This is a genomic window from Zobellella maritima, from assembly GCF_003075035.1.
GTDB lineage: Bacteria > Pseudomonadota > Gammaproteobacteria > Enterobacterales > Aeromonadaceae > Oceanimonas > Oceanimonas maritima.
The window spans coordinates 2,002,598-2,027,533 of sequence record NZ_QCZE01000001.1; the positions used below are offsets into that span (position 1 = coordinate 2,002,598).

The window sequence follows — 24,936 nt, forward strand, 5'->3', positions numbered from 1 at the left end:
GACCCATGATGCTATACAAGGTATCCCGAGCGGATCACCTGATAAGAGACAGGGTGGATAAATCCCCGCTCAGGCCGACGCCGCCTTCACCGGTTGCTTGATGATGACCATACAGGCACGCTAATGATCCCCCCGTCGCGGTAACCTGAGCGAAATGACGGTGGTGACCAGCAAAAAGAGCGCGGAGATCCACAGACAAGCCTGCAGCCCCTGGCTTCCCTGGCCGGCAAGCTGAAACACCCAGCCCGACAGCAGGGTGCCAACCAGCCGCCCCATGGCGTTGGACATGTAATAGAAGCCCACATCCAGCGAGACGCCGTCGTGACCGGCATAATTGACAATCAGGTAGCTGTGCAGTGACGAGTTCACGGCAAAGACGGCCCCGAACAGCAACAAGCCGCCGATCAGTACCCACGCCGGATCCAGCCCCCCCATCAGTCCCAAGGCAATAAGGGCGGGCAACAGGGTCAGCGCCGCAACCCAGGCCGTGGCGCTGCGGCCATCCGGCACCCCTCCGGCTGCACGGCCGGTAATGCGGGGGGCCAGGGCCTGCACCGCACCGTAACCCATCACCCACAGCGCCAGAAAGCCACCGGTCTGGCCGTGATCCCAGCCCAGCGTCTGGGACAGAAACACCGGCAGGGCCACCACAAACCAGACATCACGGGCGCCGAACAAAAACAGGCGCGCCGCAGACAGGATGTTGATGGCCCGGCTCTTGGAGAAGAGGTCACGGAATTTCGGCTTGTGCTTCGCCTTGCCCAGATCCTGCTTCAGCAATACCAGGCTGAGCAGCCAGACCAAGGACAGGGCCCCGGCCATGGCGCCCACGGCACCGGCAAAGCCAAGGGCCATCAGCAAGACGCCGCCCAGGAAGAAGCCCGCCCCCTTGAGGGCGTTCTTGGAGCCGGTCAGGATCGCCACCCATTTGTAGAGCGTGCCCTGGGCCTGCTCGGGCACCAGCATCTTGATCGCGCTTTTGGCGCTCATCTTGTTCAGATCTTTGGCGATGCCCGACACCGCCTGGGCGGCCATCACCCAGGGCACGGTCAGCCAGGCGGTTGGCACCAGCAGCATCGCCAGCGCCACCACCTGCAGCCCGAGGCCGATGTTCATGGTGCGGTTAAGCCCCAGATGCGCCCCCAGCCAGCCGCCCACCAGGTTGGTGATCACCCCGAAGATCTCGTAGAACAGGAACAGCAGGGCAATCTCCAGGGGGGCATACCCCAGACCATGAAAATGCAGCACCACCAGCATGCGCAGGGCGCCATCGGTCAGGGTAAAGGCCCAGTAGTTGCCGGTGACCACCAGATACTGGCGAATGGCGGGGGAAAGCCGGGTCAGCATTTACGCACGCCCCACCTTCAGCGCCAGCTCGGCGGTACGGTTGGCATAGCCCCATTCGTTGTCGTACCAGGCGTAGATTTTCACCTGGGTGCCGTTCACTACCATGGTGGACAGGGCATCTATGATGCTGGAACGGGGATCGGTCTGGTAATCAACCGACACCAGGGGGCGCTCCTCATAGCCCAGAATGCCGCTCAGATCGCCCTCGGCCGCCGCCTGCAGCAGGGCATTCACCTCTTCCGCCGTGGTTGCCCTCGCCACTTCAAACACGCAGTCGGTGATGGAGGCGTTGGTCAGAGGCACGCGAATGGCGTGGCCGTTCAGCTTGCCTTTCAGCTCGGGAAAAATATGGGTGATGGCGGTGGCCGAGCCGGTGGTGGTCGGGATCAGGCTGGTACCACAGGAACGCGCCCGGCGCAGATCCTGGTGAGGGGCGTCCAGAATCGTCTGGGTGTTGGTGATGCTGTGAATGGTGGTGATGGCACCATGCTTGATGCCCAGCTGCTCATGAATCACCTTGACGACGGGCGCCAGGCAGTTGGTGGTGCAGGATGCCGCCGTGACAATGGGGTGCTGCGCCGCGTCATACAGGTGGTCGTTCACCCCCATGACGATATTCAGCACGCCCTCTTCCTTGACCGGCGCCGTGACCACCACGCGCTTCACCCCCTGATCCAGGTAGGCCTGCAGCACCGCCTTGCTCTTCATTTTGCCCGAGGCTTCAATCACCAGATCACAGCCCGACCAGTCGGTCTCGGCAATGGTCTTGTTGCGGCTCACCGCAATGGACTGACCCTTGAGCACCATGGTCTCGCCGTCGGCGGCGGCCTGGTGGTGCCAGCGTCCGTGTACCGAATCAAAGTTGAGCAGGTGCGCCAGGGTCGCGGCATTCCCCGCCGGATCGTTGATTTGCACAAATTCAATGTCCGACTGTTCAAAAAGCACCCGCATGGTCAGGCGCCCCATGCGCCCAAAACCGTTGATTCCTACTTTAATGGTCATTATTACGCTCCTTGGGAAAGGCTGTATATGATACGGCAACAAGCAAATCGGGATTAAACCGGCTCAAACCAGGGCCGGGTTTTATTCACAAAATAAACCAGCGACAACATCACCGGCACTTCCACCAGCACCCCTACTACTGTGGCCAGGGCCGCGCCCGAGTGCAGCCCGAATAATGAAATGGCCACCGCCACCGCCAGCTCGAAAAAGTTGGAGGTGCCGATCATGCAGGCCGGGGCGGCCACATTGTGGGGCAGGCGCAACCAGCGGGCCGCTCCGTAGGCAATGATAAAGATGCCATAGGTCTGGATCAGCAGCGGAATGGCGATAAGGCCAATGGCTTCGGGCTGGGCCAGAATGGTCTCTGCCTGAAACCCGAACAGCAGCACCACGGTCGCCAGCAGCCCCAGCACCGACCAGGGCTTGAGCAGGCGCAAAAAGCGGTTGAGGCGGGCGCCGTCTCCCTTGCGCTCCAGCCGGTGGCGGGTCCAGGCGCCGGCCACCAGCGGCAGCATCACATAGAGCACCACCGACCACAGCAGGGTTTCCCAGGGAACCTGAATGTTGCTGACACCCAGCAAAAACGCGGCGATCGGCGCAAAGGCGAAGATCATGATGATGTCGTTGACCGACACCTGTACCAGGGTGTAGTTGGGATCCCCTTTGGTCAGCTGGCTCCAGACAAACACCATGGCGGTACAGGGCGCCACCCCCAGCAGTATCATGCCGGCGATATATTCACCGGCAGTGTTCGGATCCACCCAGTCGGCAAAGAACACCCGAAAAAACAGCCAGCCCAGCGCCGCCATGGTAAAGGGCTTGATCAACCAGTTGATGATCAGGGTGAGCAACAGCCCTTTGGGTTTTGTGCCCACCTCCCGAATGGCGCTGAAGTCTATCTGCACCATCATGGGGTAGATCATCACCCAAATAAGCACCGCCACCACCAGGTTAACGTGAGCCAGCTCCATGCCCGCAATGGCGCCGAACACGTCGGGAGCCAGACTGCCCAACACCACCCCCGACACAATACAAAGGGTCACCCACAGGGTCAGATAACGTTCAAATATTCCCATCTGTCCCGGGCTCCTTATAGGGCGCGCTGACTGACGCGCGCGGAAAGCTGCTCGGCGCTTTCCACCCGCTCGGAGTAGCGGTTCGTCAGATAATCGCTGCACCCCCGGGTCAGCAGAGTGAATTTCATCAGCTCCTCCATCACATCGACAATGCGGTTGTAATAGGAAGAGGGCTTCATGCGATCATTGTCGTCAAATTCCAGAAACGCCTTGGCCACGGAAGACTGATTGGGAATGGTGAGCATGCGCATCCAGCGTCCCAGAATGCGCATCTGGTTGACTGCATTGAAACTCTGGGAGCCGCCGCACACCTGCATCACGGCCAGGGTTTTACCCTGGGTCGGGCGCACCGCACCGATGCTGAGCGGAATCCAGTCAATCTGTGCCTTCATGACAGATGTCATGGCGCCGTGACGCTCCGGTGAACACCACACCATGCCCTCGCACCACTGCACCAGCTCGCGCAATTCCTGCACCTTGGGGTGGGTTTCGTCGGCATCATCCGGCAACGGCAGGCCACTGGGGTTGGAGGTGCGTGTTTCGGCCCCCATCGCCTGTAGCAGGCGGGCCGCCTCTTCCGTTACCAGGCGGCTGAAGGAACGCTGACGTAGGGAGCCGTACAACAACAGAATTTTGGGTGCCTGAATGGGCCCGCTCACGCCCAGGGCGTGCGGGTCCGGTACCAAAAACTGCTCGCCAACAAGGTTAGGCAGATCCTTTATGTCAGTGCTCATTAACAGGCTCCTCGTCACAGATATTGCCCTCTGCCGAAGGGCGGGAATTCATTTCGTTCAGGCGGACACGGGGTTGCTCCAGCAGATCTGGGCTGTGCTTCAGGGTCTCTTTGAGCATGTTGCGCATCCAGTCGCTCAACAGGGGGTGAATGCGATAGAACACCCAGTGGCCCTGACGCCTGTCCAGCAGCAGGCCATGCTTGCGCAGCTGGCTCAGGTGCCGGGAGATCTTGGGCTGGGGCAGTTCCAGTGCCTCCATCAACTCGCAGACGCACAGCTCCCCTTCCTGCTCTATCAGCAGCAGGCTGAGCAGGCGGGTTTCATCGGCCAGGGACTTGAAGAAGGTCAGCGGCGGCAATGCCGTGATCTCGGAGTCGACCTTTTTGCTGTTCACCAGCACAAAAAGCCGTAGCCGCTCGCCAATTTCCTGCATGGTGCGCGCAAACGCATTGGGATCGGGGCTGGTTTTGGGATCGGGAAAGTCCCAGGCAATCACCACGCCGCTGGAAGGCCAGTGCCGGCATTCCTGATGCGCCTTGTCGCACAGGCTGATGACATAGTCGAAATGCCGCTCTCCCAGGCTCTCGACCGACTTGGATACCAGCCCTTCGGCGTTGAGTCCGAAGCCTTTTATGGCGTCAAGGGTGCGGGGATCCACGCCGGAAGGCGCCGTACCGGCGCTGAAGACCTCGAACTGATCCCCCGCCAGATGGCGCAGCAGGGCTTCCGCTATCTGCGAGCGGGCCGAGTTGGCCGTGCAGACAAACAAGACTTTTTTCATCATAGGCTCCCTGTATCCGGCCACACAGTATATATGAAAAAACAGATATTCAATAAAAGAGATATTTAATTTCCCATATATTTGGATGGAAGTGGAAAACGACAATAAGCAATCCAGCTGAACCGAAGGGGGGCGGTGAGGCAGGGATAGATCAAATTAGGCCCCCGGAGCGGGGGCCTGGATGGGGCATTACCGGCAAGGCTCAGTACGCGCCTTGCAGAATTTCCCGGCTGATCTCGGGGGTCAGATCGCCGGTTTCCGAGAGCGCCACCATGCCGTGGGCGGTCAGGGCCTCAACAACCTCGTCAATCTGCTCGGCGCGAACCCCGTAGTCGGACAGCCGGGTTTTGACACCAAGGGACTCAAAGAATGACTGAGTGCGTTCAATGGCCAGCTCAATGCGCTGCTCGTCGCTGCCCTCGCGAATATCCCAGACCCGTTCGGCATATTGCAGCAGCTTGGCGCGCTTCTGCTCCTGGCGTACGCGCCACAGTGACGGCAGCACGATGGCCAGGGTCTGGGCATGATCGATACCAAACAGCGCGGTCAGCTCGTGGCCGATCATATGGGTGCTCCAGTCGTGGGGCACGCCGGCACCGATAAAGCCGTTGAGGGCGCAGGTGGCGCTCCACATCAGGTTGGCCCGGGCATCGTAGTCATTGGGGTTTGCCAGGGTTTGAGGACCCACCTCAATCAGGGCACGCAGAATGCCTTCGGCGGTGCGATCCTGAACTTGGGCGCCAACCGGAAAGGTCACATACTGCTCCACCACATGGACGAAGGCATCCACAATGCCATTGGCCACCTGGTGCGCGGGCAGGGTGAAGGTCAAGGTCGGATCCAGGAATGAAAACCGCGGGAACAGCAGCGGGCTCATTACCGGAAACTTGCCGCCTTCGTGGCTGACCACGGCACCCATGTTCATTTCCGAGCCGGTGGCCGGCAGGGTGGCCACGGTGGCCAGCGGCAGGGCTTCGCTGATCGGAATCGGGGTGAATCCGCTCTTCAGCAAATCGCTTTCCTCACCCGCATAGGGGGCCGCGGCGGCTACGAACTTGGTGCCGTCCATCACGGAGCCGCCACCGACCGCCAGCAGAAAATCCACGCCGTCACGGCGTACCACTTCCACCGCCTTCATCAGGGTGTCGAAACGCGGGTTCGGTTCAATGCCGGCAAACTCGGTGACGCGGCGCTGGCCCAGGCCCTGACGCACCTTTTCCAGGGTGCCGTTGCGCTGCACGCTGCCACCACCATAGAGCACCATGACGTGGGCGTCGGCAGGCACCAGCTTATCCAGCTCGGCCAGCCGGTCCTGTCCAAAAACAATGTGGGTCGGGTTGTGATAATCAAACTGTTGCATCAGAGGGCCTCCGTTGAGTGAACGACTGCCATTTTAAGGAGGTGGGCGAACTTATGAATGGGTATTACTGCCTTTATCTTGCCTAAAACTATCAACCCTGGCTTTTTTTGATATAGTAAAATACCTCGCTTTTTCTACTGCATACGAGCGTACCATTGATGAACGAACTGGCCCGTCTACTGGATACCCTCTCCCCTCGGGAAGGGTTCAACACCACAACGCTGGAAGGCGTTGGCGTATACCGTGCCAGCCGGTCAGTGCCGAGAGAGCCCATGTGCTACACCCAGGGCATCATCCTGGTGGCGCAAGGGGCCAAGCGGGTTCATGTCGACGGCCGGAGCTATGACTACAACGCCAACAACTACCTGGTGATGACCCTGCCCATTCCTGCCGAGTGTGAAACCCTGGTCACCTCGGGCGAGCCCCTGCTGGCCCTGATGCTCGACATTCGCATGGACATGCTGCAACCGCTGATCCGGCTGCTGGATGAGCACAACCGCCTGCCGCCGCAAGCTGACAGCACTTCACCGCAACCCGGGCTTTATGTCAGCCAGGTCACAGAGCGGCTTTCCGCCGCGGCCATTCGGCTATGTCAATGTCTCGGCTCCGCCCTGACCGCAACCGCCCTGGGGGAAGGGGCGCTGCGCGAAATCCTGTACCTGATCCTCACCGGTGAGCACGCCGCTCCCCTGTTCGATCTGGCCCGTTACAATACCCAGCTGGCGAGAATGGAACGGGTGCTGAAGCATATGCACGACCATTTCCGGGAAAGCCTGGAAGTGGAGCGGCTCGCGGCGCTGGCCGGCATGAGCACCTCCTCGTTTCACCGCCACTTTCGCCAGGCCACCGGCTCCCCGCCCCTGCAGTATCTGAAGAAACTGCGCCTGACCCGGGCCCGGGAGCTGCTGCAGGACAAGGACGTCAAGGTCAAGCAGGCGGCCGCCGAAGTGGGCTATGAAAGCCCCACCCAGTTCAGCCGCGAATTCAAGCGCTACTTTGGCGTTCCTCCCCAATGCAGCGCCGGGGTCTCACCGCCGGTTTGAAGCGAAAAAAAGCCCGCCATAACGGCGGGCAAGGCACAGTCCATAACCGGACTTACAAAACATTGCTCCAGCGACCCGGAAAGGCCCGCTGCAACTCGCTAAAGGCTTCCAGCAACCGGCTGTTAGCGTCGATGACCCCGGCTTCGGAGGTCAACAGATCCCGCTGGGCATCCAGGAAGTCCAGATAGGGGATCATGCCTTCTTCATATCTGGACTCGGCCTGCTCATAGGCGCTGCGGGCATATTCCTGCCGGCCCTGGCGATCAGCTGGCACAACTCAAGGGTTACAGACCGGCATTCAATCACTCGATGCATCATGAAAAACGGGAGCCGAAGCTCCCGCGCGGTTAACAGGCTTCCACCAGCGCTTCCAGGGTGGGGTAATCGTTATAGCCCTCGGCCCCCGGGACATAGAAGGTGGCGGGATCGGGTTCATTGAGTTCGGCACCGGCCTTAAGGCGTGCCACCAGATCCGGGTTGGCAATAAAGGGCACCCCAAAGGCAATGGCCTCTGCCTGACCGGACTGAACGACGGCATTAGCCTCCTCGCCGTCGTAACCCATGTTCAGGATCAGGTTACCCCGATAGTGCTCACGGGCGGGCGTCACCACATCGCCTTGCTGCTCGCCGAGCACATCGCCGCGCATCAGGTGCAGATAGGCCAGGTTGTAGTCATTCAGGCGCTGCGCCATCCAGGTGGTGAGCCCCACCGGATCGCTGTCTTTCATGCTGTTGTAACTATTCAGCGGCGACAGGCGCACGCCCACCCGATCACTGCCCCAGACGCCCACCACGGCATCCAGCACTTCCAGCAGCAGCCGGGCACGATTTTGTATCGGACCGCCATAAGGGCCGGTGCGCTGATTGCCACCGTCACGCAGGAACTGATCCAGCAAATATCCATTGGCGCCGTGCACCTCCACACCGTAGAAACCGGCGCGTTTGGCATTTTCGGCGGCGGTCTTGAAGCCCTCGACAATGGCCGGGATCTCGTCATCGCGCAATTCACGGGGCACCGTGTAGGCCTTCTTCCCTTCCGGGGTATGGACTTCATCATTGGTAATGGCCACCGCACTGGGCGCCACCGGCACACGGCCGTTGTTCAGCAGTGGGTGACAGGCACGACCACCGTGCCAGAGCTGCAGGAAGATCTTGCCGCCCCGGGCATGCACGGCCTCGGTGACCTTCTTCCAGCCGGCCACCTGGGCCTCCGAGTAGATACCCGGCTCGCGCCAGAACGCCGAGTGACCTTCCATCACCATGGTCGCTTCGGCAATGAGCAGGCCGGCGGAGGCGCGCTGGGCATAATGCTCAACGATAAGATCGGTAGGAACATGGTCGGCATCGGCCCGGATACGTGTCAGCGGTGCCATCAGCACCCGGTTGTTCAATTCGACGGCGCCGAGCCGAAGCGGTGTAAAGAGATCTGTCATTTCAATCCTCACTATCGTTACAGGCAGGGCCTGCCCATTAACAGCACGGGTCTATTGCGCCAGAACCTGCCCCGACTGTGTAGCCATGATGGCTTTGGAACTGTTGTGAGTAAAAGTTGAAACTGAACAGGCATCACGCCCGATATCAGGATGAAAACCGGCTCCCATCTGTCCGGAAGGGTTCCCCCCTTCCCCGTCCGCCCCTTTGGTTTCAACTATTGATTGAAACCATATTAAACGGACAGCGACTACACTCTCCTTTGCCATTTGCCTTATGGTGCTTCCATAACCTGGAGACAACGCCATGAATATCTTAATTGTCTATTGGCACCCGGAGCCGGCCAGTTTCAATGCCGCCATGCTCCGCACCGCCAGCCGGGTGCTGAGGGCCCAGGGGTATGAGGTGCGGATTTCCGATCTGCACGAGCTGGCATTCAATCCGGTGTCGGGCCGCCATAACTTCACCACTACCGCCAACCCGGAGTACTTCAAGCAGCAGGACGAAGAAGCCCATGCCACCAGGCATGATGGTTTCGCAGAAGACATTCACACCGAGCGGCAAAAGCTCGCATGGTGCCATCTGCTGATTTTTCAGTTCCCACTGTGGTGGTCTGGCATGCCCGCCATCATGAAGGGCTGGGTCGACCGGGTGTTTACCTGCCAGCACGACGATGAAACCAAATACCCTTGCGATGCCGCGCCCTTCAGGGATAAGCGCGCCATGCTGTCTTTAACCACCGGCGGACCGGAGTCGCAGTACCTCGCCGGCGGCCCCCTCGGAACCATGTCGGACATACTCCATCCCATACACAGTGGTATGCTTGCCCTGGCCGGCTTTCAGGTACTGGCGCCCTTCGTCGCCTATCAGCCGGCCTGCCTGTGTGAGCATGGCCGCATCGCCTTGCTTGAGCAGTACGCATGCCGGTTGCGAGGGCTCGAACAGGAAGCAGCCACCCCCTTTCCCTCTATCTGTGATTGAACCATCAGGAGACTGCGATGATGACTACCCCCTATACTCCGCCCAGAGTCTGGACCTGGGACCAAGCCAATGGCGGCGAATTTGCCCATATCAACCGCCCGGTGGCCGGTGCCACCCACGAGAAAGCCCTGCCGGTGGGCAAGCACCCGCTGCAGCTGTATTCCCTGGCCACGCCCAACGGCGTCAAGGTCACCATCATGCTGGAAGAGCTGCTGGCCCTGGGCCACAGCGGCGCCGAATACGACGCCTGGCTTATTCGCATCGGTGAGGGGGATCAGTTTTCGTCCGGCTTTGTGGCAGTGAACCCCAACTCCAAGATACCGGCACTGGTGGATAACAGCACCGACAGCCCGGTGCGGGTCTTTGAGTCCGGCTCCATCCTGCTGTACCTCGCCGAAAAGTTCGGCGCCCTGCTGCCCGAAGACAGGGCCGCCAGAACAGAGGTGATGAACTGGCTGTTCTGGCAGATGGGCTCTGCACCCTATCTGGGCGGCGGCTTTGGCCATTTTTACGCCTATGCGCCGGAAAAGCTGGAATATCCGATAAACCGCTTTAGCATGGAAGCCAAGCGTCAGCTGGATGTGCTCGAGCGTCAGCTGGCCGACCGGCCCTTTATCGCCGGCGACAGCTACAGCATTGCGGATATCGCCATCTGGCCCTGGTATGGTGCCCTGGTGCTGGGTCGACTGTACGACGCAGCAGAATTCCTGTCGGTATCCGACTATCCCAATGTATTGCGCTGGGCCAACGCTATCGATGCGCGTCCTGCCGTGCAGCGCGGCCGCCGGGTTAACCGGACCTGGGGCGAGGAATCCGAGCAACTGGCCGAGCGCCACAGTGCAGACGACTTCAACCCCGCCTGACACCACACCTAGTGCTCTGCCGCTGGCAGGGCCTTCATCAACCGGAGACCACACAGCCAGCCATGATACCCAACCAGCTCAACATCTTTCTTGCGGTGGTCAAAAGCGGTAACTTTTCCTCCGCGGCCAGGCACCTGGGGGTGACCTCCGCGGCCGTCAGCAAGGCCGTGGCCCAGCTGGAAAAATCGCTGGAATTGCGGCTGTTTCACCGCACCACGCACTCGCTCACCCTGACCGAAGATGGCCATGAACTCTACAAGAGAACCGAGCCTTTGGTTGAGCAGTTGGAAGATCAGATCCGGCGCAGCAAGGACAAGAAAAAGCAGCCCCACGGCCGGCTGAAAATCAACCTGCCCGACAGCTTCGGGCGCATGGTGGTGCTGCCCCTACTGCCCGCCTTTCTCGAAAAATACCCGGACATCGAGCTGGATCTGCAGTTCGATGACCGCATCGGCGATCTGGTCAAGGAAGGCGCGGATGTCGGCATTGGCATCATGATCAACCAGGACAGCCGCCTGATCGCCCGCGACTTCTACAAGCTGCAGCCGGTCTTGGTGGCCAGCAGTGACTACATTGAACAATTCGGTGAGCCCAAAACACCGGACGAACTGGCCCGGCACAACTGCATTGCCTACCGCTCTTCCACCACCAGCCGCAAAAAGACCTGGGACTTTCGCGTGGATGGCGAGCTTATTCATCGTGAGCCCCAGGGCAACCTGACGGTCAACAGCCTGTCGGCCGCCATCAAGGCCGTGGAAATGGGCGTGGGCATTGCGGCCGTAGGCATAGGTCATGCCAAATCCTGTATTGAGCATGGCTGCTTTCGCCGCGTATTGCGTGACTACGAGGCCGATCCCATACAGGTTAAGATTTACTACTCGTCCCGCAACTACCTGCCGGCGAAAACCCGGCTGTTTATCGACCATATGATGGAACATGTTCATGATGAAAGGACGGTCGATCTGGACGAGATGATCCACGAGCTGTGACCCGCCATTCTGCCGTGACGGAGTGCTAAACGCACCGCGTTTGAAAACTAAGGGGCGCAGCACCGGCTTCATCCAACAAGTCCGGCGCAGCCAAAATGAAAAAACCCCAGCATTGCTGCTGGGGTTTTGAATGTGGCGGAGCGGACGGGACTCGAACCCGCGACCCCCGGCGTGACAGGCCGGTATTCTAACCAACTGAACTACCGCTCCGGTGCTTGAACTTGCTGCATCAAGTGGGGTGAATAATAATTTTCCCCTCTCCCCTGGTCAAGAGGGAATCTTATACTTTTGATTCGTTAGGTTACTTTTTGGCTAATAGTGCGTAAAACGATGAATTATGCATCGCGCCACAGGCAGCTGCCGCCTTTTTTCAGCACCAGATCCAGGCGGGCTTCGTGGGCGCTGAGCTCCGGCTCGCTGGCGCGGATCACCTTCAGGGCGGGCCTGTCAGCCGCCAGCCGGCGCAGGCCGCCGGCATTCGCATCGTCCTGCTGCTGGCTGTCACTGCTCAAGTTCAGTTTGGTCTGGCCCCCGGTCATCAGCAGATAAACATCGGCCAGGATCTCGGCATCCAGCAAGGCGCCGTGCAATGAGCGGTGGCTGTTGTCTATGCCGTAGCGCTCGCAGAGCACATCCAGGTTATTGCGCTTGCCGGGGTATAGCTTACGCGCCATCGCCAGGGTGTCGGTCACCTTGCACAGGGCCGCCATCCGCTCGGGTCGGCCCAGCAGCTGCATTTCGTAATCGAGGAAGCCAACGTCGAAGGGCGCGTTATGGGCAACCAGCTCGGCACCCTTGATAAACTCGAGAAACTCGCCGACCTTGTCGGCAAAAGACGGCTTATCGGCGAGAAACTCGTCGGTAATACCGTGCACCTGAATAGCCTCTTCATCGACCTTACGATCGGGTTTGAGATAGACATGGAAATGGCGGCCGGTCAGTCGCCGATTGATCACCTCAACGGCGCCGATCTCGATCACCCTGTGGCCCAGATAGTGGGGACCCGTGTCCATGTTCATACCCGTGGTTTCGGTATCGAGCACGATTTGACGCGTCTGGTTGCTCTGAGTCATGAAAGTTCCTCCGTTCTGGACCCGGCACAGTATATCCGGTCACGGCCGCCGGAATAAAGGCAGATACCCTCAAACCGGCCCGCCGCCGGCTGGCCTGTGAGTCAAGCCTATGGCAGACTTGCCGTTTATTCTCGGACACATGCATTTTTATGAAAAAGGTTCAGCTCTATACCGACGGCTCCTGCCTGGGCAACCCCGGCCCCGGCGGATACGGCGCCGTGCTGGTCTATAACCAGCATCGCAAGGAACTCAGCCAGGGTTTTATCCTGACCACCAATAATCGCATGGAGATGCTGGCCGCCATCAAGGGCCTGGCGACCCTGACCAGCCCTTGTACCGTGGAGCTGACCACCGACAGCCAGTATGTGCGCCAGGGCATCACCCAGTGGATCCACGGCTGGAAACGCAATAACTGGAAGACCTCGGCAAAACAGCCGGTCAAGAATGCCGACTTGTGGCAGCAGCTGGATGCCCTCTGTCAAAAGCACCAGGTTAACTGGCACTGGGTCAAGGGCCACTCGGGTCACCCGGAAAACGAACGCTGTGACCAGCTGGCCCGGGAAGCGGCTACCCATCAGGCCATCCATGAGGACAGCGGCTATTTCAGCTGACGAGCCATCCCCGGCTGAGACAGGGCATGCTTGACCGGCTGCAGTTCACGGATCGGCGTCAATGGAAAACGGCGCTTGCGGGCCAGGAAAATATACACGGCAGCCAGAGAAGGGCAGTAATTGGGGCACAGCTGTTGCCGCCAGTAGGCCAGCCTGGGCATATAGCCCAGGGCCGAAAAGCCGAAATAATCCCGCTCGATCACCTCGAAACCCAACAACTTCAGCCAGTCTTCCAACCGGTTGGGGCTGAGCATCTGCCGCCAGCGCGGCAGCCGCCGCTGGACGCCCGGCAGCAGGCAAGACAACCCCGCCAGGCTGTAGGGATTGAAACCGGTCAGGATCAACCAGCCATCGTCGCGCAGGGCCAGCTCGGTCTGCCGTAGTATGGCATGGGGGTGGGCGCTGTAATCCAGCACATGGGCCAACAGGCAGGCATCCAGGCTGCCGGCGGCAAACGGCATGGCGGTGGCATCCGCCTGCAGATCCATGCCGTCAACGGGAAACTGGGCCATGATCACCCCCTGGCGCAGCCGGCTCTGCTCCAATGACAGGGCGGCGCTGAGCGGGTCAACCTTCAGCAGGGTAAAACCAAACAGCCGGGACGACCAATCATCCAGCCGCTGTTGCAGCTGCTCGGCTATATAGCCGCCCCTGGGCAAAGACTGCCAGGCCAGCGGCGGTGTCGGTTGGCTGGTTGATCTCATGGTACCTCTGTTAAGCTAACAATAGAGATGACAACTAGGACAGAGTGATGCGTCAAATTTGCCCGATTCCTGCTTTTAACGATAACTATATCTGGCTGATAAGCAAAGATAATCAGGCGGTGGTTGTCGACCCGGGTGATGCGGCTCCGGTGATGGCCACCCTGGCCGAACGCAACCTGGAGCTGGCGGCAATCCTGATCACCCATCACCACCGGGATCACACCGGTGGCGTCGAACGGCTGCTGGCACACTGGCCCCGGGCCGAAGTCTATGCCCCCGCCGCCGAACAACTGCCCGCCGCCGGCGCGACGGCCCTGCAGGATGGCGACCAGGTCACCCTGGATGCCCTGGACCTGACCCTGCAGGTATTGGCGGTTCCCGGCCACACCCTGGGACATATCGCCTATTATGGCGAGGAGTTGCTGTTTTGCGGCGATACCCTGTTTTCGGGGGGATGTGGCCGGCTGTTCGAGGGCAGTCCCGAGCAGATGCATGCTTCGCTTTCCCGCCTGGCCGCCCTGCCCGACAGCACCCGGGTATACTGCACCCATGAGTATACCCAGGCTAACCTGGCCTTTTGCCATGCCGTGGAACCAAATAACCCCGAACTGCAGGATTACCTGAAAAAAGTCGCCAAGCTGCGCCAGCAGGGTATCCCTACCTTGCCCAGCAATATCGCCCTGGAAAAGGCCGTCAATGTGTTCCTCAGGCCCCATATTCCTGCTGTCAGAGCCGCTGCCCAGCACCATGCCATGCTGGAGTTAAATGAAGACTCCCAGGTATTCGCCGCACTTAGGCGCTGGAAGGATGCTTTTTAGCAAACTTGATTAAATTGCGTACAACGCATAAACTGGCCGCCATTTTTTGAGAAAGCGGCCACCATGAGAAGACTCTGTATCATATCCAGTGCCTTGCTCCTGGCGGGCTGTCAGGCGCAGGGGTCAGCCCCCTACCCCTACAGCCATCAGGATCCCAAAGGCGGGAGCACGAGCACGGCAAGCCATCAGCTCTACCCCCAGGCGACGGATTTTCCCTCGCTGACTATCAGCAGCAGCCCGACAGATCCATCCAGTCGAACGCGGCTGAAGGCAAACAGCGGTAGTCGCCTCTACTCAAGCTCAGTATCACGGACTTCACTGAGCTCGCGTAGCGGCAAACAGGCTGTAGCCGGTCAGGAACAAGAGAATTTGTGGCTCCAGCTGGCGGATCAGATGGAACTGTCGATCCCCGCGGATCATCCTCGGGTGGTCGCCCAGCGTAAATGGTTCCTCAAGCACCCGGAGCATATGCGTTCCGTGGCCGAGCGGGCAAAGCCGTTTCTGTATCTCATCAAGGAAGAGATAGAAAAGCGGGATATGCCGATGGAATTGGTGTTGCTGCCGGTTGTTGAAAGCACTTTCAACCCCAAAGCCTATTCCCGCAGTCATGCGGCCGGTCTGTGGCAAATGTTGCAGGGCACCGGCAAAAACTTTGGCCTGCATTACGACAGCTGGTACGACGGCCGTTACGATGTCATGGCCGCGACTCATGCCGCGCTGGATTATCTGGAATATCTGAACAACTTCTTCGACGGCAACTGGACCCATGCGCTGGCCGCCTATAACTCAGGCGAAGGCCGGGTACAGAGGGCGATTCGTTCCAATCGCAAGCAGGGTAAGCCCACCGATTACTGGGCCTTGTCCCTGCCGAAAGAAACCCAGAATTATGTGCCCAAGCTGATGGCGCTGGCCGATATTCTGAAACACCCGAACCATTATGGCCTGGATATTCCCGCCATCCCCAACCGTCCCCAGGTCAAGGTGGTACAGGTTGAGGGCCAGGTGGACCTGAATATGGCTGCCGATCTGGCAGGGGTAAACCGGAAGCAGATGAAGCATCTGAATCCGGCCTTCAAGCGGGCGGCAACCTCGCCGACGCGCACCGCCAACCTGCTGGTGCCGGTGAAAAACGCCCAGGGCCTGGAGCTGGCCATAGCCGACCTGCCGCAGCAGGAACGCAAGGAATTCCGCCGCTATCAGGTGCGTCGCGGCGATACCCTGGGGGTGATCGCCAGAAATCATAACACCAGCATCAACGCCATCAAGCGTTCCAATAACCTGCGCTCCAACACCATCCGTACCGGGCAGACCCTGATGCTGCCAACGGCAGGCAAAACGGCACCGGCGGACGGCCTGTATCAGGTAAAAAGTGGCGACTCTCTGTATGCCATTGCCAGCCGCTTCAGCGTGTCCATTACCGATTTGCTGCGCTGGAACCGGCTGCGTAAACATGAATACCTGCGCCCGGGTCAGCAGCTGATTGTGGCCATCAACACCGCCGGTTGATGCCGGACTCTGGTTAACAGAAAAAAAGGAAGCCTCGGCTTCCTTTTTTGTTATGGCAACGGCAACCAGCGGATAATGCTCCATGCTGGTGAAGAATAAAGGGGGCAGGCTCATGCCTGCCCTCTTTCGTTCTCCCCAGGCTCCCCGGCCCCCGCCTGGCACATCAGCCAACCGGCGCTGATCCCGAGCAGCAGGATACGCAGTACATGATGGAAGATAACCCAGGACGGCTCCAGCCCGGTGACCAGCGCCAGATAAATCATCGCCTCCACCGCGCCCGGCGCATACGCCAGCCACACCTGAAACACCGGCACCTCCAGCCACCAGGCCACCACAACCGCCCAGGCCAGGGCGATCACCGAGTTCAGCAAACTAACCAACAGGCCAATTAATAACAGGCCGGCCATGTCCCTGGCCGGCAACGGCCTGAGCCGGCAGCCCACCAGGGCCCCCAGTAACATCATACTCAGCGGGATTAACCCAGGTACCGGCACCGATGGCATCCCCAGCCAGCCGGCATAGGCGCCGGCGGTCAACACACCGGCCAGGATGTGGCTGGCCGGCACACGCAGCCAGGCGCCCCCTTTTCCCACCACACAGGCCGCCAGCACCAGCAGCAGGGTTTCGAGCAGCGACAGCTCGCGCGTGGCCGGGGCCTGCACCACCGGCACCCACTCCAGCAGCATGGCGGTGCTGACCGTGGCCACCAGGGCAATTACCCGCACCGTCTGCGACAGGATCACCCGTATCGGGTTATCCAGTCGGGTCGCCAGGGCTGCCATTACCGACAGCGCCCCAGGTGAAGCCCCCATCATGGCTTCCTGCCGGGACCAACCGCAACGGCGCAGCAGAAACTGGCTCAGCGGGATCTGGGTGGCCAGACACAGCAAAAGCCCCGCTACGCTGAACAACAGCGAAGCAGGGCCAGGGAAGCTGAATTCCAGCCGTAAACCGACTGCCACACCAAGACAGGCCTGGATAGACGGCAACAGCCCCCTGGGCAGGCCAAGCTCAACCCCCAAGATGGCGGCGAGGGCCACCAACAGCATGGCCCCCAGTAACCAGCTGGACGGAAAGCCGGCCCAATGGGCCAGCCCTCCTCCCGCCGCACCCAACACACAGGTGCGGAGCCAGAGCCTCATGCCTGTGCCGCCTCCTGTTTCTGCAGGGCCGCACGGCGGCGACGCCGACGGTTCATCAGCAAGGGCACAACCAGTACCAGGATGCTGAACCCCCACAGGCTCAGAGTCACACCGTTGTTGAATAAGATGCTCCAGTCACCGGCACTGATCGACAGCGCCCGCCGCAGGTTGTCTTCCAGCACCTCGCCCAGTACCAGCCCGAGGATCACCGGCGCCAGCGAGAAGTCCAGCTTGCGCAGGATAAAGCCGAATATCCCCAGCACTATCATAAAGAACAGATCGAAGCTGGCACCGTGAATGGAGTAGATGCCCACAAAGGTCAGCATTACGATCACCGGCACCAGGTAGGCCTGACGCACACTGAGCATACGCACGAAGATACCCACCAGCGGCAGGTTCATCACCAACAGGGCGATGTTACCCACGAACATGGAGGCGATCAGACCCCAGGCAATATCCGGCTTCTGGCTGAACAGCAGCGGCCCCGGAGTCACATCGAACAGCAACAGGGCACCGAGCAAAATGGCGGTGGTGCCGGAGCCGGGAATGCCCAGGGTCAGCATGGGTACCATGGAGCCCACCGCCGCCGAGTTATTGGCCGCCTCGGGCGCCGCCAGGCCACGCACGTCGCCCTGGCCAAACTCGTTATTTTCACCGGCCATGCGCTTTTCGGTGCCATAGGCCACGGCACTGGCTACGGAGGCGCCGGTGCCGGGCAGCACGCCGATCACAAAACCGACCAGGGTGGAGCGCAGCACTGTCCAGCGCACCTTCACCAGATCCGCCGCCTTGACGAAGGACTTGCCGACCTTGTCCACCTTGCCGTTGCCGCCGTAGTGGTGTTCCACCAGCAGCAGGATCTCGCTGATAGCGAACATGCCGATCACCACCACCAGGAAGTCGATACCATCAAACAGGCTGGTGAGGCCAAAGGTAAAGCGCAGCACACCGGTGCCGGAGTCCACCCCCACCGTGGCCATGGCCAGGCCGATCAGGGCACCGATCACGGTTTTTACCGGACGGGACCCCACCATGGAAGCCAGGCAGCACAGGGCAAACACCATCAGCGCCACAAACTCGGCCGGGCCGAAGGTCACCGCCAGCCGGGTCAGCAGCGGGGTGAAGATCACCAGCAGGATCAGCGCGCCCATGGAGCCGGCAAAGGACGACACCGCCGACAGCGCCAGCGCCCGGCCGCCCTCGCCCCGCTTGGCCATGGGATGGCCATCGAGGGTGGTCATGATGGCGCCTGCATCGCCGGGCACATTCAGCAGGATGCTGGAGATACGACCGCCGTATTCGGCCCCGTAATAGACCCCGGCCAGCAGTATGATGGCCGACGCCGGCTCCAGGCCCATGGAATAGGCCAGCGGCAGCAAAATAGCGATGCCGTTGATGGGGCCTATGCCCGGCAGGGCGCCCATCAGGGTGCCGAAAAAGCACCCCGCCAGCACCAGCGCCAGGTTCATCGGCGTCAGGGCCACGGCAAAGCCGCCGGCCAGGGTAGACAAGACATCCATCATATAATTAACCTCCAAACACGGCGCCAACCGGCACATTCAGTTCCAGCAACCCGCTCAGCAGCACATAACCCACACCGCCGAGGGCGGCGGAATAGATAGCGGCCTTGCCCCAGCCCAGCCCGAAGAGCCGGGCAAAGATGGTACCGACCAGCACGGTGGATACCATGAAACCCAGTACTTCAAAGCTCCAGGCATAAACCAGCAGCCCCAGCACCACCAGCAGGTGACGACCGAACATGCTGCTGCCGTATTTCTCCTTCAGGCAACCGGGTTTGACTGCCAGCCAGGCGGTGCATGCAAACAACAGGACGGCCAGGATCAGGGGAATGGCCTTGGGGCCCACGGGTTCATATTGAAACGGCACCTCGAGTTGCCAGGCGGCGGCCCCCAGGGCCACCGCCGCCAACATCAGTACCAGAGAAAAAACACGATCCGCCATGCGGCCACCTCTTACTTGAGCAGTCCCATCTCGCGGGACAGATTCTGGAACTTGCCGACTTCAGCCTTGATGTAGGCTTCAAATTCGTCACCGGCCATGGACAGCGGGAACAGGCCCTGATTGTTGCGCACCTGGGTAAAGGTCTCGGTCTGATACAACTCATTGAACTGCTCTACCCAGTAGCCATACGCCTCGTCAGATGCCTCGGGCGCCATGTAGAAGCCACGCATGATGGGCCATTCCATATCGAAGCCCTGCTCCTGCGCGGTCGGAACATCGGCAAAATCGCCATCCAGCCGCTCCGGTGACAGCACCGCCAGCACCCGGACTATGCCTGCGTCCATCTGCCCCTTAATCTCGGACATATCGCCCGGATACACCTGAATATGGTTACCCAGCACCGCCGCCATGGCATCGCCACCGCCTTCATAGGCCACATAACGCATGGTACGCGGGTCCAGCCCCAGGCTCTGGTACAGGAAGGCCGCCTTCATCCAGTCCTGGCTGCCCACGGTGCCGCCGGCGCCGAATACCAGCTTGTCCGGGTTGGCTTTCAGATCCGCCGCCAGCTCTTCCAGGCTTTGCCAGGGGGCGTCGGCCTTGACGATAATGGCGCCGTAGTCGGTACCTATGGCACCAATCCAGCGGGCATCATCCACATCCAGATCCTTGCCAAACTTGCTCAGGGCCAGGTTGAGGGAGGAGCCGGAGCTGAACGCCACCACGGCATTGTTGTCGGTACGGCGGTTGCTGTTCATATGGGTATAGGCCACCGCCCCCACGCCGCCCGGCATGAAGGTCACCCGCATCGGCTCTTCCAGCAGGCCGGACTGATCCAGGCTGGAGGTGAGAATACGGCAGGTGAGATCAAAACCACCACCCGGCTTGGCCGGTGCGATACACTCGGGTTTGTCCGGGGCAAAACCGGCTTGGGCCACGGCGGCACTCATCAGCAGGCCGGCGCCCAGCAGGGCATGGGTCAGGGGATGAAATTTCATAATGCTTCTCCTTGATAAAGGTTCCATGGCACACTTCCGCCATCTTGCGCAGCGCCCTTGCCAACGGCCGGGGCAAAAGAGTTAACAACCTCTTTACGTCATGCGCATACTAATGCCACAAGCTGTCACCAAACTGTCACGAAACCGAGGAGCTCGAACAATGCGGATTCTTGTGATCGAGGACACAGTTGTCCTGGGGGAAGCCATTTCCGACAGGCTGCAGAAACTGGGCCACGGTACCGACCTGATCACTAACGGCCGTCAAGCCGCCGACTGGTTGCGCCATCAGCAGGTGGACTTGATCATCCTGGACCTCAACCTGCCCGGCCTCGGCGGCGAGGGGGTACTGGCCGAGCTTCGCCAACGCAAAAGCACCACGCCGGTGCTGATCCTCACCGCCCGGGATCAGATTGATGACCGCATCAAGCTGCTGGATCTGGGCGCCGACGATTACCTGACCAAACCCTTCGACTTTGGCGAGCTCGAAGCCCGGGTACGGGCCCTGTTGCGACGCCAGCAAGGCTATGCCTCCAATATCAGCGAACACGGCAACCTGGTCTTCAACCGTGACGCCAAGACCGTCACCATCGACGGCCGCCCCTGCGCCCTGGTCAACCGGGAGTTTCGTCTGCTGGAAATCTTTCTGAGCGGACTGGAACGGGTGATGAGCAAAGAAGAACTGACCGACAAGCTGTTCAACGCCGACGAATCCCCCTCCCCCAATGCCATCGAACTCTATGTGGCAAGGCTGCGCAAAAAGCTGGCCGGCAGCTCGGTGCACATCCAGACCCTGCGCGGTCTGGGTTATGTGGCCCGAGTAGTGCTACCGTGACCCACCACCCAGCCCTGCGCCGCCGCCTGCTGTCCCTGAGCGGCACTGTGCTGGCCGCCCTGGCGCTGCTCGCGCTGATCCTGATGCACGGCTATGCCCGGCAGACCGCCGACCGCAGCTACGACATGATGCTCGGCAGTGCCGTGCTGCAACTGGCCAATGTGGTGCGCCATGAGGAACAGGGCTTTACCGTGGATCTGCCGGTGTCGGCCTTCGCCACCCTTGCCCAGGCCCCCCAGGACAGGGTGTTTTACCGCATCAGTGTCAACGGCGACTTTCTCACCGGCTACCCGGACCTGCCCGCCCCCCCGCCCAGGCTCTCGCCCGGCCAGGCGCTGACTCAGGAGCAGGCGGACTTTTACAATGCCGACTACCGGGGCGAGCAGATCCGGGTCGCCCGGCTGCTCCGTCTCAATACGGAGCGACTGCCGCAGGATGAAATCGTCATCGAGCTGGCCCAGACCCGGCTGGCCCGGGAGCAGCTGGCCGAGCAAATGATGCACCCGGCCCGGGAGCTGATCCTGGCCGTGCTGGCCGTGGCCCTGCTGCTGCTTTGGCTCGGCATCTATTACGCCCTGCGCCCGTTCAGCCAGTTGGCCCGGGCCCTGTCCCGCCGCTCCCCCAAGGATCTGACGCCGCTGTCACTGCCGGTGCCCAAAGAAACCCTGCCCCTGCTCGATACCATCAACCACTTTATTGCCCGCCAACAGACGCTGCTGGAACGGGTAGAATCCTATACCTCGGTGGCCGCCCACCAGCTGCGCACACCGCTGACGACCCTGCATGCACTGTGCGAAAACGCCCGGGACGAAACCGACGAACCGCGCCGGCACCGGCTGCTGATACAATTGGTGGAACAATGTGATCAGCTTTCCCTGACGGTGCGTCACCTGCTGAACCAGGCGGTGCTGGATCACCGCTTTCACAGCCAGGAACCGCAACCGGTCGCGCTGAACGCCCTGGTGAGAGAAGTATGCGTCGACCTGGCGGTCCAGGCCCTGCACCGCCGGGTCGAGCTGGCATTCGAGCCGGCCGACCACGAGCTGCAGATCAACGGTGACGCCTTTGCCCTCACCCAGATGCTGACCAACCTGATCGAAAACGCCGTGGCCCACAGCCCGCCGAACGGCCTGGTGGAAATTCGGGTCAGCGCCGTGCCCGCTCCCTGCATCAGCATCCGGGATCAGGGGCCGGGCATCGCCGACGAGGAAAAACAAAAGGTGTTCGAGCGCTTTTACCGGGGGGCGGCCAGCCGCCATCATGGCAGCGGCATGGGCATGGCCATCGCCCGGGATGTGGCAGAGCATCATCACGCCCGTATTTGGCTCACCGACAATGTCCCCCACGGCCTGACGGTGACCATCTGTTTTGATCGGGAGGGCCATTGATGAGATGGCTGCTCTGGCCGCTACTGTGCCTGCTGCCCGTGGCTTGGGCGGAGGAACGGATACGACTGCCCGCCACCGGGGTGGAGCAAACACAGCTGGTGCTCTATAGCGCCACCGACTACCAGCACCTGGTGCCCCTGCTGCAGGCCTTTCAGCGCCGCCGGCCAGACGTTGCCATTCTCCTGGTTGACTTCAACTCCCAACAGCTGCATCAACGCTTCCTGCAAGAAGGCGCGAGCTCACCGGCAGATCTGCTGCTGAGTTCGGCCATGGATCTGCAACTGAAACTGGTCAACGACGGTCATGCGCGGCCCTGGCGTTCCGAGCGCACCGAGGTGTTGCCCCCCGGCATTCACTGGCGCCACGAACTGTTCGCCTTTACCGTAGAGCCGGTGGTGATGGTGTTCAACCGCACCCTGCTGGGCCCGCATTCCCTGCCCCGCAGCCGCCAGGAGCTGCTGGCCCTGCTGCGCCGGGATCCGGCCCGCTTTCAGGGACGCATTCACACCTACGACATTACTCAGAGCGGCGTGGGTTACCTGCTGGCCACCCAGGACAGCCTGCAGGGGGAAAGTTACGGCCGGCTGCTGGAGGCCTTTGGCGGCCTATCGGTACGCCTGAACGAAAGCAGCAACCAGACACTGGATGAGTTGGCCGAAGGCCGGGCCATACTGGGCTACAACCTGCTGGGATCCTACGTGGCCGCCGCCGTGGAAAAACACCCGCAGCTGGCGGCGGTGGCGCCCCGAGACTACAGCCTGATGCTGATGCGGCTGGCACTGATCTCCCGCTACGCCCGCCATCCGCAACTGGCAGGCGAGCTGCTCGACTTTATGCTGTCGCCCGCAGGCCAGGCGGCGCTGGCCGAAGGCGGCCTGCTGCCCCTGCTCACCCCCGAGGCCGGACTGACCGTACGCCCCGAGGGCCCGGTTACCCCCATCCCCCTCACCCCGGCGCTGCTGCCGGCGCTGGACCGGCTCGACAAACAAGGCTTTATTCGGGCCTGGGAAAGCTCCATCCGGCCCTGAGGCTATTCGCTACCGGCGCTGAAGGTTGCCACTATGGGGCCGTGGTCCGAGGCGCTGGAAGTCATGCTGCTGGCCTGCTGCAGCCGCAGTCCACGGTAATAGACCCGGTCCAGGGGATAACCGAATACCCGGCTGCGGTGATCCGCCTCCAGGCCGACTTCCTGCAGCCGGGCCGCCTCGGCCCATTGCTGCAATATGGTTACCCGCCTGGCATTCCAGCTGTTGAAATCCCCGGCCACGATCACCGGGCCGCTGTAATCCGCCATATAGTCGGCGATGCGTTCGAGCTGAGCCCGATAGCTGCGGCCGCTCAGGGAAAAGTTTACCCCGTGCAGATTCACCACCAACAACTGTTCGTCGGCTCCTTCCAGGTGATAACGGCTGAACAGTTGGGACTTGGGGATGCGACTGATGGGTTCGATGATGCGTTGGCCACACACCTGGGTCGCCGAGGCCTGCGCCGCCGTCATCACCCCGGCGGGCACATCACGCCAGCTGAAGGCCGCGACCTGCTCCCAGCGATAGTTCCGTTGTGCCAGCCAGGCATGCAGACTTGCCTTGCCGGTGGCCTCCTGCAGCGCCAGCAGCTCCACATCCTCGGCCCAGGGGGCCAGCTCCGCTCGCCAGTCACCCTGCTGCTTGTAGATATTCCAGCTGAGCAGGGTAAACTCCGAAGGTAAGGGCCGACTATGCGCTAACGACGGATAGAAACAGTCGGCCGCTATCGGTCGGTGGCTATCACTCAACAACATCTCGTCGGGTATTTTCAGGCAACCGGTCAGCGACAGGCCGACCGCCGCCGCCAGCAACCAGCGGCACTTAATCATGGGACGGCACGGCCCTGGGGCGCCCCTTGTCGTCGATGGCCACATAGATGAACAGGGCTTCGGTCACACAATAACGGTGGTTGTTTTCCGGCTCCAGTACCGGCTTGACCCAGACCTCCAGCTTGACGGCGATGGAGCTCGACCCCACCCGCTGCAGCTCGCCATAGCAACAGACCACATCTCCCACCTGCACGGGGCGATGAAAGGTCATGCCTTCTACCGCGACGGTACATACCCGGCCACGGGCCAGCTCGTTGGCCAGGATGCTGCCACCCAGATCCATCTGGGACATGATCCAGCCACCGAAGATATCGCCATTGGCATTGGTATCGGCAGGCATGGCGACGGTACGTAACAGCAACTCCCCTCGGGGGCTACGTTCTTCTGTCATCTTGTTTCCTCAAATCCCGATTTTTGCTGGCATAATAGTGCTCTTGATC

26 protein-coding genes and 1 tRNA gene are annotated in these 24,936 nt (G+C 60.9%); 10 read left to right on the forward strand and 17 right to left on the reverse strand.

The genetic code is table 11. The features are described from left to right. Positions 1 to 120: 120 nt before the first annotated feature. The 6 genes from arsJ to DCS96_RS09220 all read right to left on the reverse strand — a co-directional run bounded on the left by arsJ (position 121) and on the right by DCS96_RS09220 (position 6,300). Positions 121 to 1,347 (reverse strand): organoarsenical effux MFS transporter ArsJ, encoded by a 1,227-nt coding sequence (gene arsJ, locus DCS96_RS09195; RefSeq protein ID WP_116473983.1) that lies wholly within the window; start codon positions 1,345 to 1,347, stop codon positions 121 to 123. Then, the gene (locus DCS96_RS09200; RefSeq protein ID WP_116473984.1) at positions 1,348 to 2,349 is read right to left on the reverse strand and encodes an ArsJ-associated glyceraldehyde-3-phosphate dehydrogenase; all 1,002 of its coding nucleotides are present in this window, start codon (positions 2,347 to 2,349) and stop codon (positions 1,348 to 1,350) included. It lies immediately after the preceding gene. Positions 2,350 to 2,402: 53 nt separating this feature from the next. Next, the gene (gene arsB / locus DCS96_RS09205) at positions 2,403 to 3,425 is read right to left on the reverse strand and encodes an ACR3 family arsenite efflux transporter (protein ID WP_116473985.1); all 1,023 of its coding nucleotides are present in this window, start codon (positions 3,423 to 3,425) and stop codon (positions 2,403 to 2,405) included. 14 nt (positions 3,426 to 3,439) lie between these two features. Continuing rightward, positions 3,440 to 4,159 carry an arsenical resistance protein ArsH gene (gene arsH, locus DCS96_RS09210; RefSeq protein WP_116473986.1) on the reverse strand — a complete coding sequence of 240 codons (720 nt, stop codon included), beginning with the start codon at positions 4,157 to 4,159 and terminating at the stop codon, positions 3,440 to 3,442. Then, entirely contained in the window at positions 4,149 to 4,940 is a 792-nt protein-coding gene (locus tag DCS96_RS18940) for a metalloregulator ArsR/SmtB family transcription factor (RefSeq protein ID WP_116473987.1), read from the reverse strand. The genes arsH and DCS96_RS18940 overlap by 11 nt, the downstream gene beginning before the upstream one ends. A 202-nt stretch (positions 4,941 to 5,142) precedes the next feature. Beyond that, a complete protein-coding gene (locus tag DCS96_RS09220) occupies positions 5,143 to 6,300 on the reverse strand; it encodes an iron-containing alcohol dehydrogenase (protein ID WP_116473988.1) in 1,158 nt (385 codons plus the stop codon). A 158-nt stretch (positions 6,301 to 6,458) separates the two neighbouring features. Here DCS96_RS09220 and DCS96_RS09225 point away from each other — a divergent pair, with 158 nt between their 5' ends. Next, positions 6,459 to 7,343, forward strand: a complete 885-nt coding sequence (locus DCS96_RS09225) for an AraC family transcriptional regulator (RefSeq protein ID WP_116473989.1) — start codon at positions 6,459 to 6,461, stop codon at positions 7,341 to 7,343. A gap of 52 nt (positions 7,344 to 7,395) precedes the next feature. Here DCS96_RS09225 and DCS96_RS09230 read toward each other — a convergent pair whose 3' ends face one another. Together DCS96_RS09230 and DCS96_RS09235 are read right to left on the reverse strand one after the other, a co-directional pair. After that, on the reverse strand, positions 7,396 to 7,617 hold the full coding sequence (locus DCS96_RS09230; protein ID WP_116473990.1) for a TolC family protein: 222 nt from the start codon (positions 7,615 to 7,617) through the stop codon (positions 7,396 to 7,398). Between the two features lie 73 nt (positions 7,618 to 7,690). Then, positions 7,691 to 8,776: an alkene reductase gene (locus DCS96_RS09235; RefSeq protein WP_116473991.1), complete on the reverse strand. Its 1,086-nt coding sequence runs from the start codon at positions 8,774 to 8,776 to the stop codon at positions 7,691 to 7,693. A gap of 304 nt (positions 8,777 to 9,080) precedes the next feature. Here DCS96_RS09235 and DCS96_RS09240 point away from each other — a divergent pair, with 304 nt between their 5' ends. The 3 genes from DCS96_RS09240 to DCS96_RS09250 all read left to right on the forward strand — a co-directional run bounded on the left by DCS96_RS09240 (position 9,081) and on the right by DCS96_RS09250 (position 11,607). Further along, complete coding sequence (locus DCS96_RS09240) at positions 9,081 to 9,755, forward strand: NAD(P)H-dependent oxidoreductase (RefSeq protein ID WP_116473992.1); 675 nt, start codon at positions 9,081 to 9,083, stop codon at positions 9,753 to 9,755. 17 nt (positions 9,756 to 9,772) lie between these two features. Further along, positions 9,773 to 10,618, forward strand: coding sequence for a glutathione-dependent disulfide-bond oxidoreductase (yghU, locus tag DCS96_RS09245; protein ID WP_116473993.1), 846 nt, complete (start codon positions 9,773 to 9,775; stop codon positions 10,616 to 10,618). A gap of 62 nt (positions 10,619 to 10,680) precedes the next feature. Beyond that, positions 10,681 to 11,607: a LysR family transcriptional regulator gene (locus tag DCS96_RS09250; protein ID WP_116473994.1), complete on the forward strand. Its 927-nt coding sequence runs from the start codon at positions 10,681 to 10,683 to the stop codon at positions 11,605 to 11,607. A 133-nt stretch (positions 11,608 to 11,740) separates the two neighbouring features. Here DCS96_RS09250 and DCS96_RS09255 read toward each other — a convergent pair. Then, positions 11,741 to 11,817 (reverse strand) — tRNA-Asp (locus tag DCS96_RS09255). Between the two features lie 125 nt (positions 11,818 to 11,942). Beyond that, complete coding sequence (gene dnaQ, locus DCS96_RS09260) at positions 11,943 to 12,680, reverse strand: DNA polymerase III subunit epsilon (protein ID WP_116473995.1); 738 nt, start codon at positions 12,678 to 12,680, stop codon at positions 11,943 to 11,945. Positions 12,681 to 12,829: 149 nt separating this feature from the next. On the opposite strand from dnaQ, the gene rnhA reads away from it, so the two are divergent. Then, entirely contained in the window at positions 12,830 to 13,291 is a 462-nt protein-coding gene (gene rnhA, locus DCS96_RS09265; protein ID WP_116473996.1) for a ribonuclease HI, read from the forward strand. On the opposite strand, the gene DCS96_RS09270 is transcribed toward rnhA, so the two are convergent. Continuing rightward, positions 13,279 to 13,995 (reverse strand): class I SAM-dependent methyltransferase, encoded by a 717-nt coding sequence (locus DCS96_RS09270; RefSeq protein ID WP_116473997.1) that lies wholly within the window; start codon positions 13,993 to 13,995, stop codon positions 13,279 to 13,281. The two genes, rnhA and DCS96_RS09270, sit on opposite strands and share 13 nt — an antisense overlap. A gap of 47 nt (positions 13,996 to 14,042) precedes the next feature. Here DCS96_RS09270 and gloB point away from each other — a divergent pair, with 47 nt between their 5' ends. Next, the gene (gene gloB / locus DCS96_RS09275) at positions 14,043 to 14,813 is read left to right on the forward strand and encodes a hydroxyacylglutathione hydrolase (RefSeq protein WP_116473998.1); all 771 of its coding nucleotides are present in this window, start codon (positions 14,043 to 14,045) and stop codon (positions 14,811 to 14,813) included. A gap of 393 nt (positions 14,814 to 15,206) precedes the next feature. Continuing rightward, positions 15,207 to 16,319, forward strand: a complete 1,113-nt coding sequence (locus tag DCS96_RS09280) for a LysM peptidoglycan-binding domain-containing protein (RefSeq protein ID WP_232818214.1) — start codon at positions 15,207 to 15,209, stop codon at positions 16,317 to 16,319. 110 nt (positions 16,320 to 16,429) lie between these two features. On the opposite strand, the gene DCS96_RS09285 is transcribed toward DCS96_RS09280, so the two are convergent. Genes DCS96_RS09285 through DCS96_RS09300 form a run of 4 tightly spaced genes read right to left on the reverse strand, consistent with a single transcriptional unit; the run spans position 16,430 to position 20,421 of the window. After that, positions 16,430 to 17,461 (reverse strand): AbrB family transcriptional regulator, encoded by a 1,032-nt coding sequence (locus tag DCS96_RS09285; RefSeq protein WP_116474000.1) that lies wholly within the window; start codon positions 17,459 to 17,461, stop codon positions 16,430 to 16,432. Continuing rightward, a complete protein-coding gene (locus DCS96_RS09290) occupies positions 17,458 to 18,984 on the reverse strand; it encodes a tripartite tricarboxylate transporter permease (protein WP_232818215.1) in 1,527 nt (508 codons plus the stop codon). The genes DCS96_RS09285 and DCS96_RS09290 overlap by 4 nt, the downstream gene beginning before the upstream one ends. 4 nt (positions 18,985 to 18,988) lie before the next feature. Beyond that, positions 18,989 to 19,423: a tripartite tricarboxylate transporter TctB family protein gene (locus DCS96_RS09295; protein ID WP_116474001.1), complete on the reverse strand. Its 435-nt coding sequence runs from the start codon at positions 19,421 to 19,423 to the stop codon at positions 18,989 to 18,991. 11 nt (positions 19,424 to 19,434) lie between these two features. Beyond that, complete coding sequence (locus DCS96_RS09300; RefSeq protein ID WP_116474002.1) at positions 19,435 to 20,421, reverse strand: Bug family tripartite tricarboxylate transporter substrate binding protein; 987 nt, start codon at positions 20,419 to 20,421, stop codon at positions 19,435 to 19,437. A gap of 160 nt (positions 20,422 to 20,581) precedes the next feature. On the opposite strand from DCS96_RS09300, the gene DCS96_RS09305 reads away from it, so the two are divergent. The 3 genes from DCS96_RS09305 to DCS96_RS09315 are packed head-to-tail and all read left to right on the forward strand — an operon-like array spanning position 20,582 to position 23,669. Continuing rightward, positions 20,582 to 21,253: a response regulator transcription factor gene (locus DCS96_RS09305; RefSeq protein WP_116474003.1), complete on the forward strand. Its 672-nt coding sequence runs from the start codon at positions 20,582 to 20,584 to the stop codon at positions 21,251 to 21,253. Beyond that, positions 21,250 to 22,641 carry a sensor histidine kinase gene (locus DCS96_RS09310; RefSeq protein ID WP_116474004.1) on the forward strand — a complete coding sequence of 464 codons (1,392 nt, stop codon included), beginning with the start codon at positions 21,250 to 21,252 and terminating at the stop codon, positions 22,639 to 22,641. Before DCS96_RS09305 ends, DCS96_RS09310 begins: the two co-directional genes overlap by 4 nt. Next, positions 22,641 to 23,669, forward strand: coding sequence for an ABC transporter substrate-binding protein (locus DCS96_RS09315; protein WP_116474005.1), 1,029 nt, complete (start codon positions 22,641 to 22,643; stop codon positions 23,667 to 23,669). Before DCS96_RS09310 ends, DCS96_RS09315 begins: the two co-directional genes overlap by 1 nt. 2 nt (positions 23,670 to 23,671) lie before the next feature. Here the strand turns inward: DCS96_RS09315 and DCS96_RS09320 are convergent, their stop codons facing one another. Together DCS96_RS09320 and yciA are read right to left on the reverse strand one after the other, a co-directional pair. Beyond that, positions 23,672 to 24,496: an endonuclease/exonuclease/phosphatase family protein gene (locus tag DCS96_RS09320; protein ID WP_157953612.1), complete on the reverse strand. Its 825-nt coding sequence runs from the start codon at positions 24,494 to 24,496 to the stop codon at positions 23,672 to 23,674. Beyond that, on the reverse strand, positions 24,489 to 24,887 hold the full coding sequence (gene yciA / locus DCS96_RS09325; protein WP_116474007.1) for an acyl-CoA thioester hydrolase YciA: 399 nt from the start codon (positions 24,885 to 24,887) through the stop codon (positions 24,489 to 24,491). The genes DCS96_RS09320 and yciA overlap by 8 nt, the downstream gene beginning before the upstream one ends. Positions 24,888 to 24,936 lie beyond the last annotated feature (49 nt).

What these genes read in the sequence shown, in the direction of transcription:
- arsJ (WP_116473983.1), bottom strand. Translation starts at nt 1,347, where the DNA reads ATGCTGACCCGGCTTTCCCCCGCCATTCGCCAGTATCTGGTGGTCACC.
- DCS96_RS09200 (WP_116473984.1), bottom strand. Translation starts at nt 2,349, where the DNA reads ATGACCATTAAAGTAGGAATCAACGGTTTTGGGCGCATGGGGCGCCTG.
- arsB (WP_116473985.1), bottom strand. Translation starts at nt 3,425, where the DNA reads ATGGGAATATTTGAACGTTATCTGACCCTGTGGGTGACCCTTTGTATT.
- arsH (WP_116473986.1), bottom strand. Translation starts at nt 4,159, where the DNA reads ATGAGCACTGACATAAAGGATCTGCCTAACCTTGTTGGCGAGCAGTTT.
- DCS96_RS18940 (WP_116473987.1), bottom strand. Translation starts at nt 4,940, where the DNA reads ATGAAAAAAGTCTTGTTTGTCTGCACGGCCAACTCGGCCCGCTCGCAG.
- DCS96_RS09220 (WP_116473988.1), bottom strand. Translation starts at nt 6,300, where the DNA reads ATGCAACAGTTTGATTATCACAACCCGACCCACATTGTTTTTGGACAG.
- DCS96_RS09225 (WP_116473989.1), top strand. Translation starts at nt 6,459, where the DNA reads ATGAACGAACTGGCCCGTCTACTGGATACCCTCTCCCCTCGGGAAGGG.
- DCS96_RS09235 (WP_116473991.1), bottom strand. Translation starts at nt 8,776, where the DNA reads ATGACAGATCTCTTTACACCGCTTCGGCTCGGCGCCGTCGAATTGAAC.
- DCS96_RS09240 (WP_116473992.1), top strand. Translation starts at nt 9,081, where the DNA reads ATGAATATCTTAATTGTCTATTGGCACCCGGAGCCGGCCAGTTTCAAT.
- yghU (WP_116473993.1), top strand. Translation starts at nt 9,773, where the DNA reads ATGATGACTACCCCCTATACTCCGCCCAGAGTCTGGACCTGGGACCAA.
- DCS96_RS09250 (WP_116473994.1), top strand. Translation starts at nt 10,681, where the DNA reads ATGATACCCAACCAGCTCAACATCTTTCTTGCGGTGGTCAAAAGCGGT.
- dnaQ (WP_116473995.1), bottom strand. Translation starts at nt 12,680, where the DNA reads ATGACTCAGAGCAACCAGACGCGTCAAATCGTGCTCGATACCGAAACC.
- rnhA (WP_116473996.1), top strand. Translation starts at nt 12,830, where the DNA reads ATGAAAAAGGTTCAGCTCTATACCGACGGCTCCTGCCTGGGCAACCCC.
- DCS96_RS09270 (WP_116473997.1), bottom strand. Translation starts at nt 13,995, where the DNA reads ATGAGATCAACCAGCCAACCGACACCGCCGCTGGCCTGGCAGTCTTTG.
- gloB (WP_116473998.1), top strand. Translation starts at nt 14,043, where the DNA reads ATGCGTCAAATTTGCCCGATTCCTGCTTTTAACGATAACTATATCTGG.
- DCS96_RS09280 (WP_232818214.1), top strand. Translation starts at nt 15,207, where the DNA reads ATGGAACTGTCGATCCCCGCGGATCATCCTCGGGTGGTCGCCCAGCGT.
- DCS96_RS09285 (WP_116474000.1), bottom strand. Translation starts at nt 17,461, where the DNA reads ATGAGGCTCTGGCTCCGCACCTGTGTGTTGGGTGCGGCGGGAGGAGGG.
- DCS96_RS09290 (WP_232818215.1), bottom strand. Translation starts at nt 18,984, where the DNA reads ATGATGGATGTCTTGTCTACCCTGGCCGGCGGCTTTGCCGTGGCCCTG.
- DCS96_RS09295 (WP_116474001.1), bottom strand. Translation starts at nt 19,423, where the DNA reads ATGGCGGATCGTGTTTTTTCTCTGGTACTGATGTTGGCGGCGGTGGCC.
- DCS96_RS09300 (WP_116474002.1), bottom strand. Translation starts at nt 20,421, where the DNA reads ATGAAATTTCATCCCCTGACCCATGCCCTGCTGGGCGCCGGCCTGCTG.
- DCS96_RS09305 (WP_116474003.1), top strand. Translation starts at nt 20,582, where the DNA reads ATGCGGATTCTTGTGATCGAGGACACAGTTGTCCTGGGGGAAGCCATT.
- DCS96_RS09315 (WP_116474005.1), top strand. Translation starts at nt 22,641, where the DNA reads ATGAGATGGCTGCTCTGGCCGCTACTGTGCCTGCTGCCCGTGGCTTGG.
- DCS96_RS09320 (WP_157953612.1), bottom strand. Translation starts at nt 24,496, where the DNA reads ATGATTAAGTGCCGCTGGTTGCTGGCGGCGGCGGTCGGCCTGTCGCTG.
- yciA (WP_116474007.1), bottom strand. Translation starts at nt 24,887, where the DNA reads ATGACAGAAGAACGTAGCCCCCGAGGGGAGTTGCTGTTACGTACCGTC.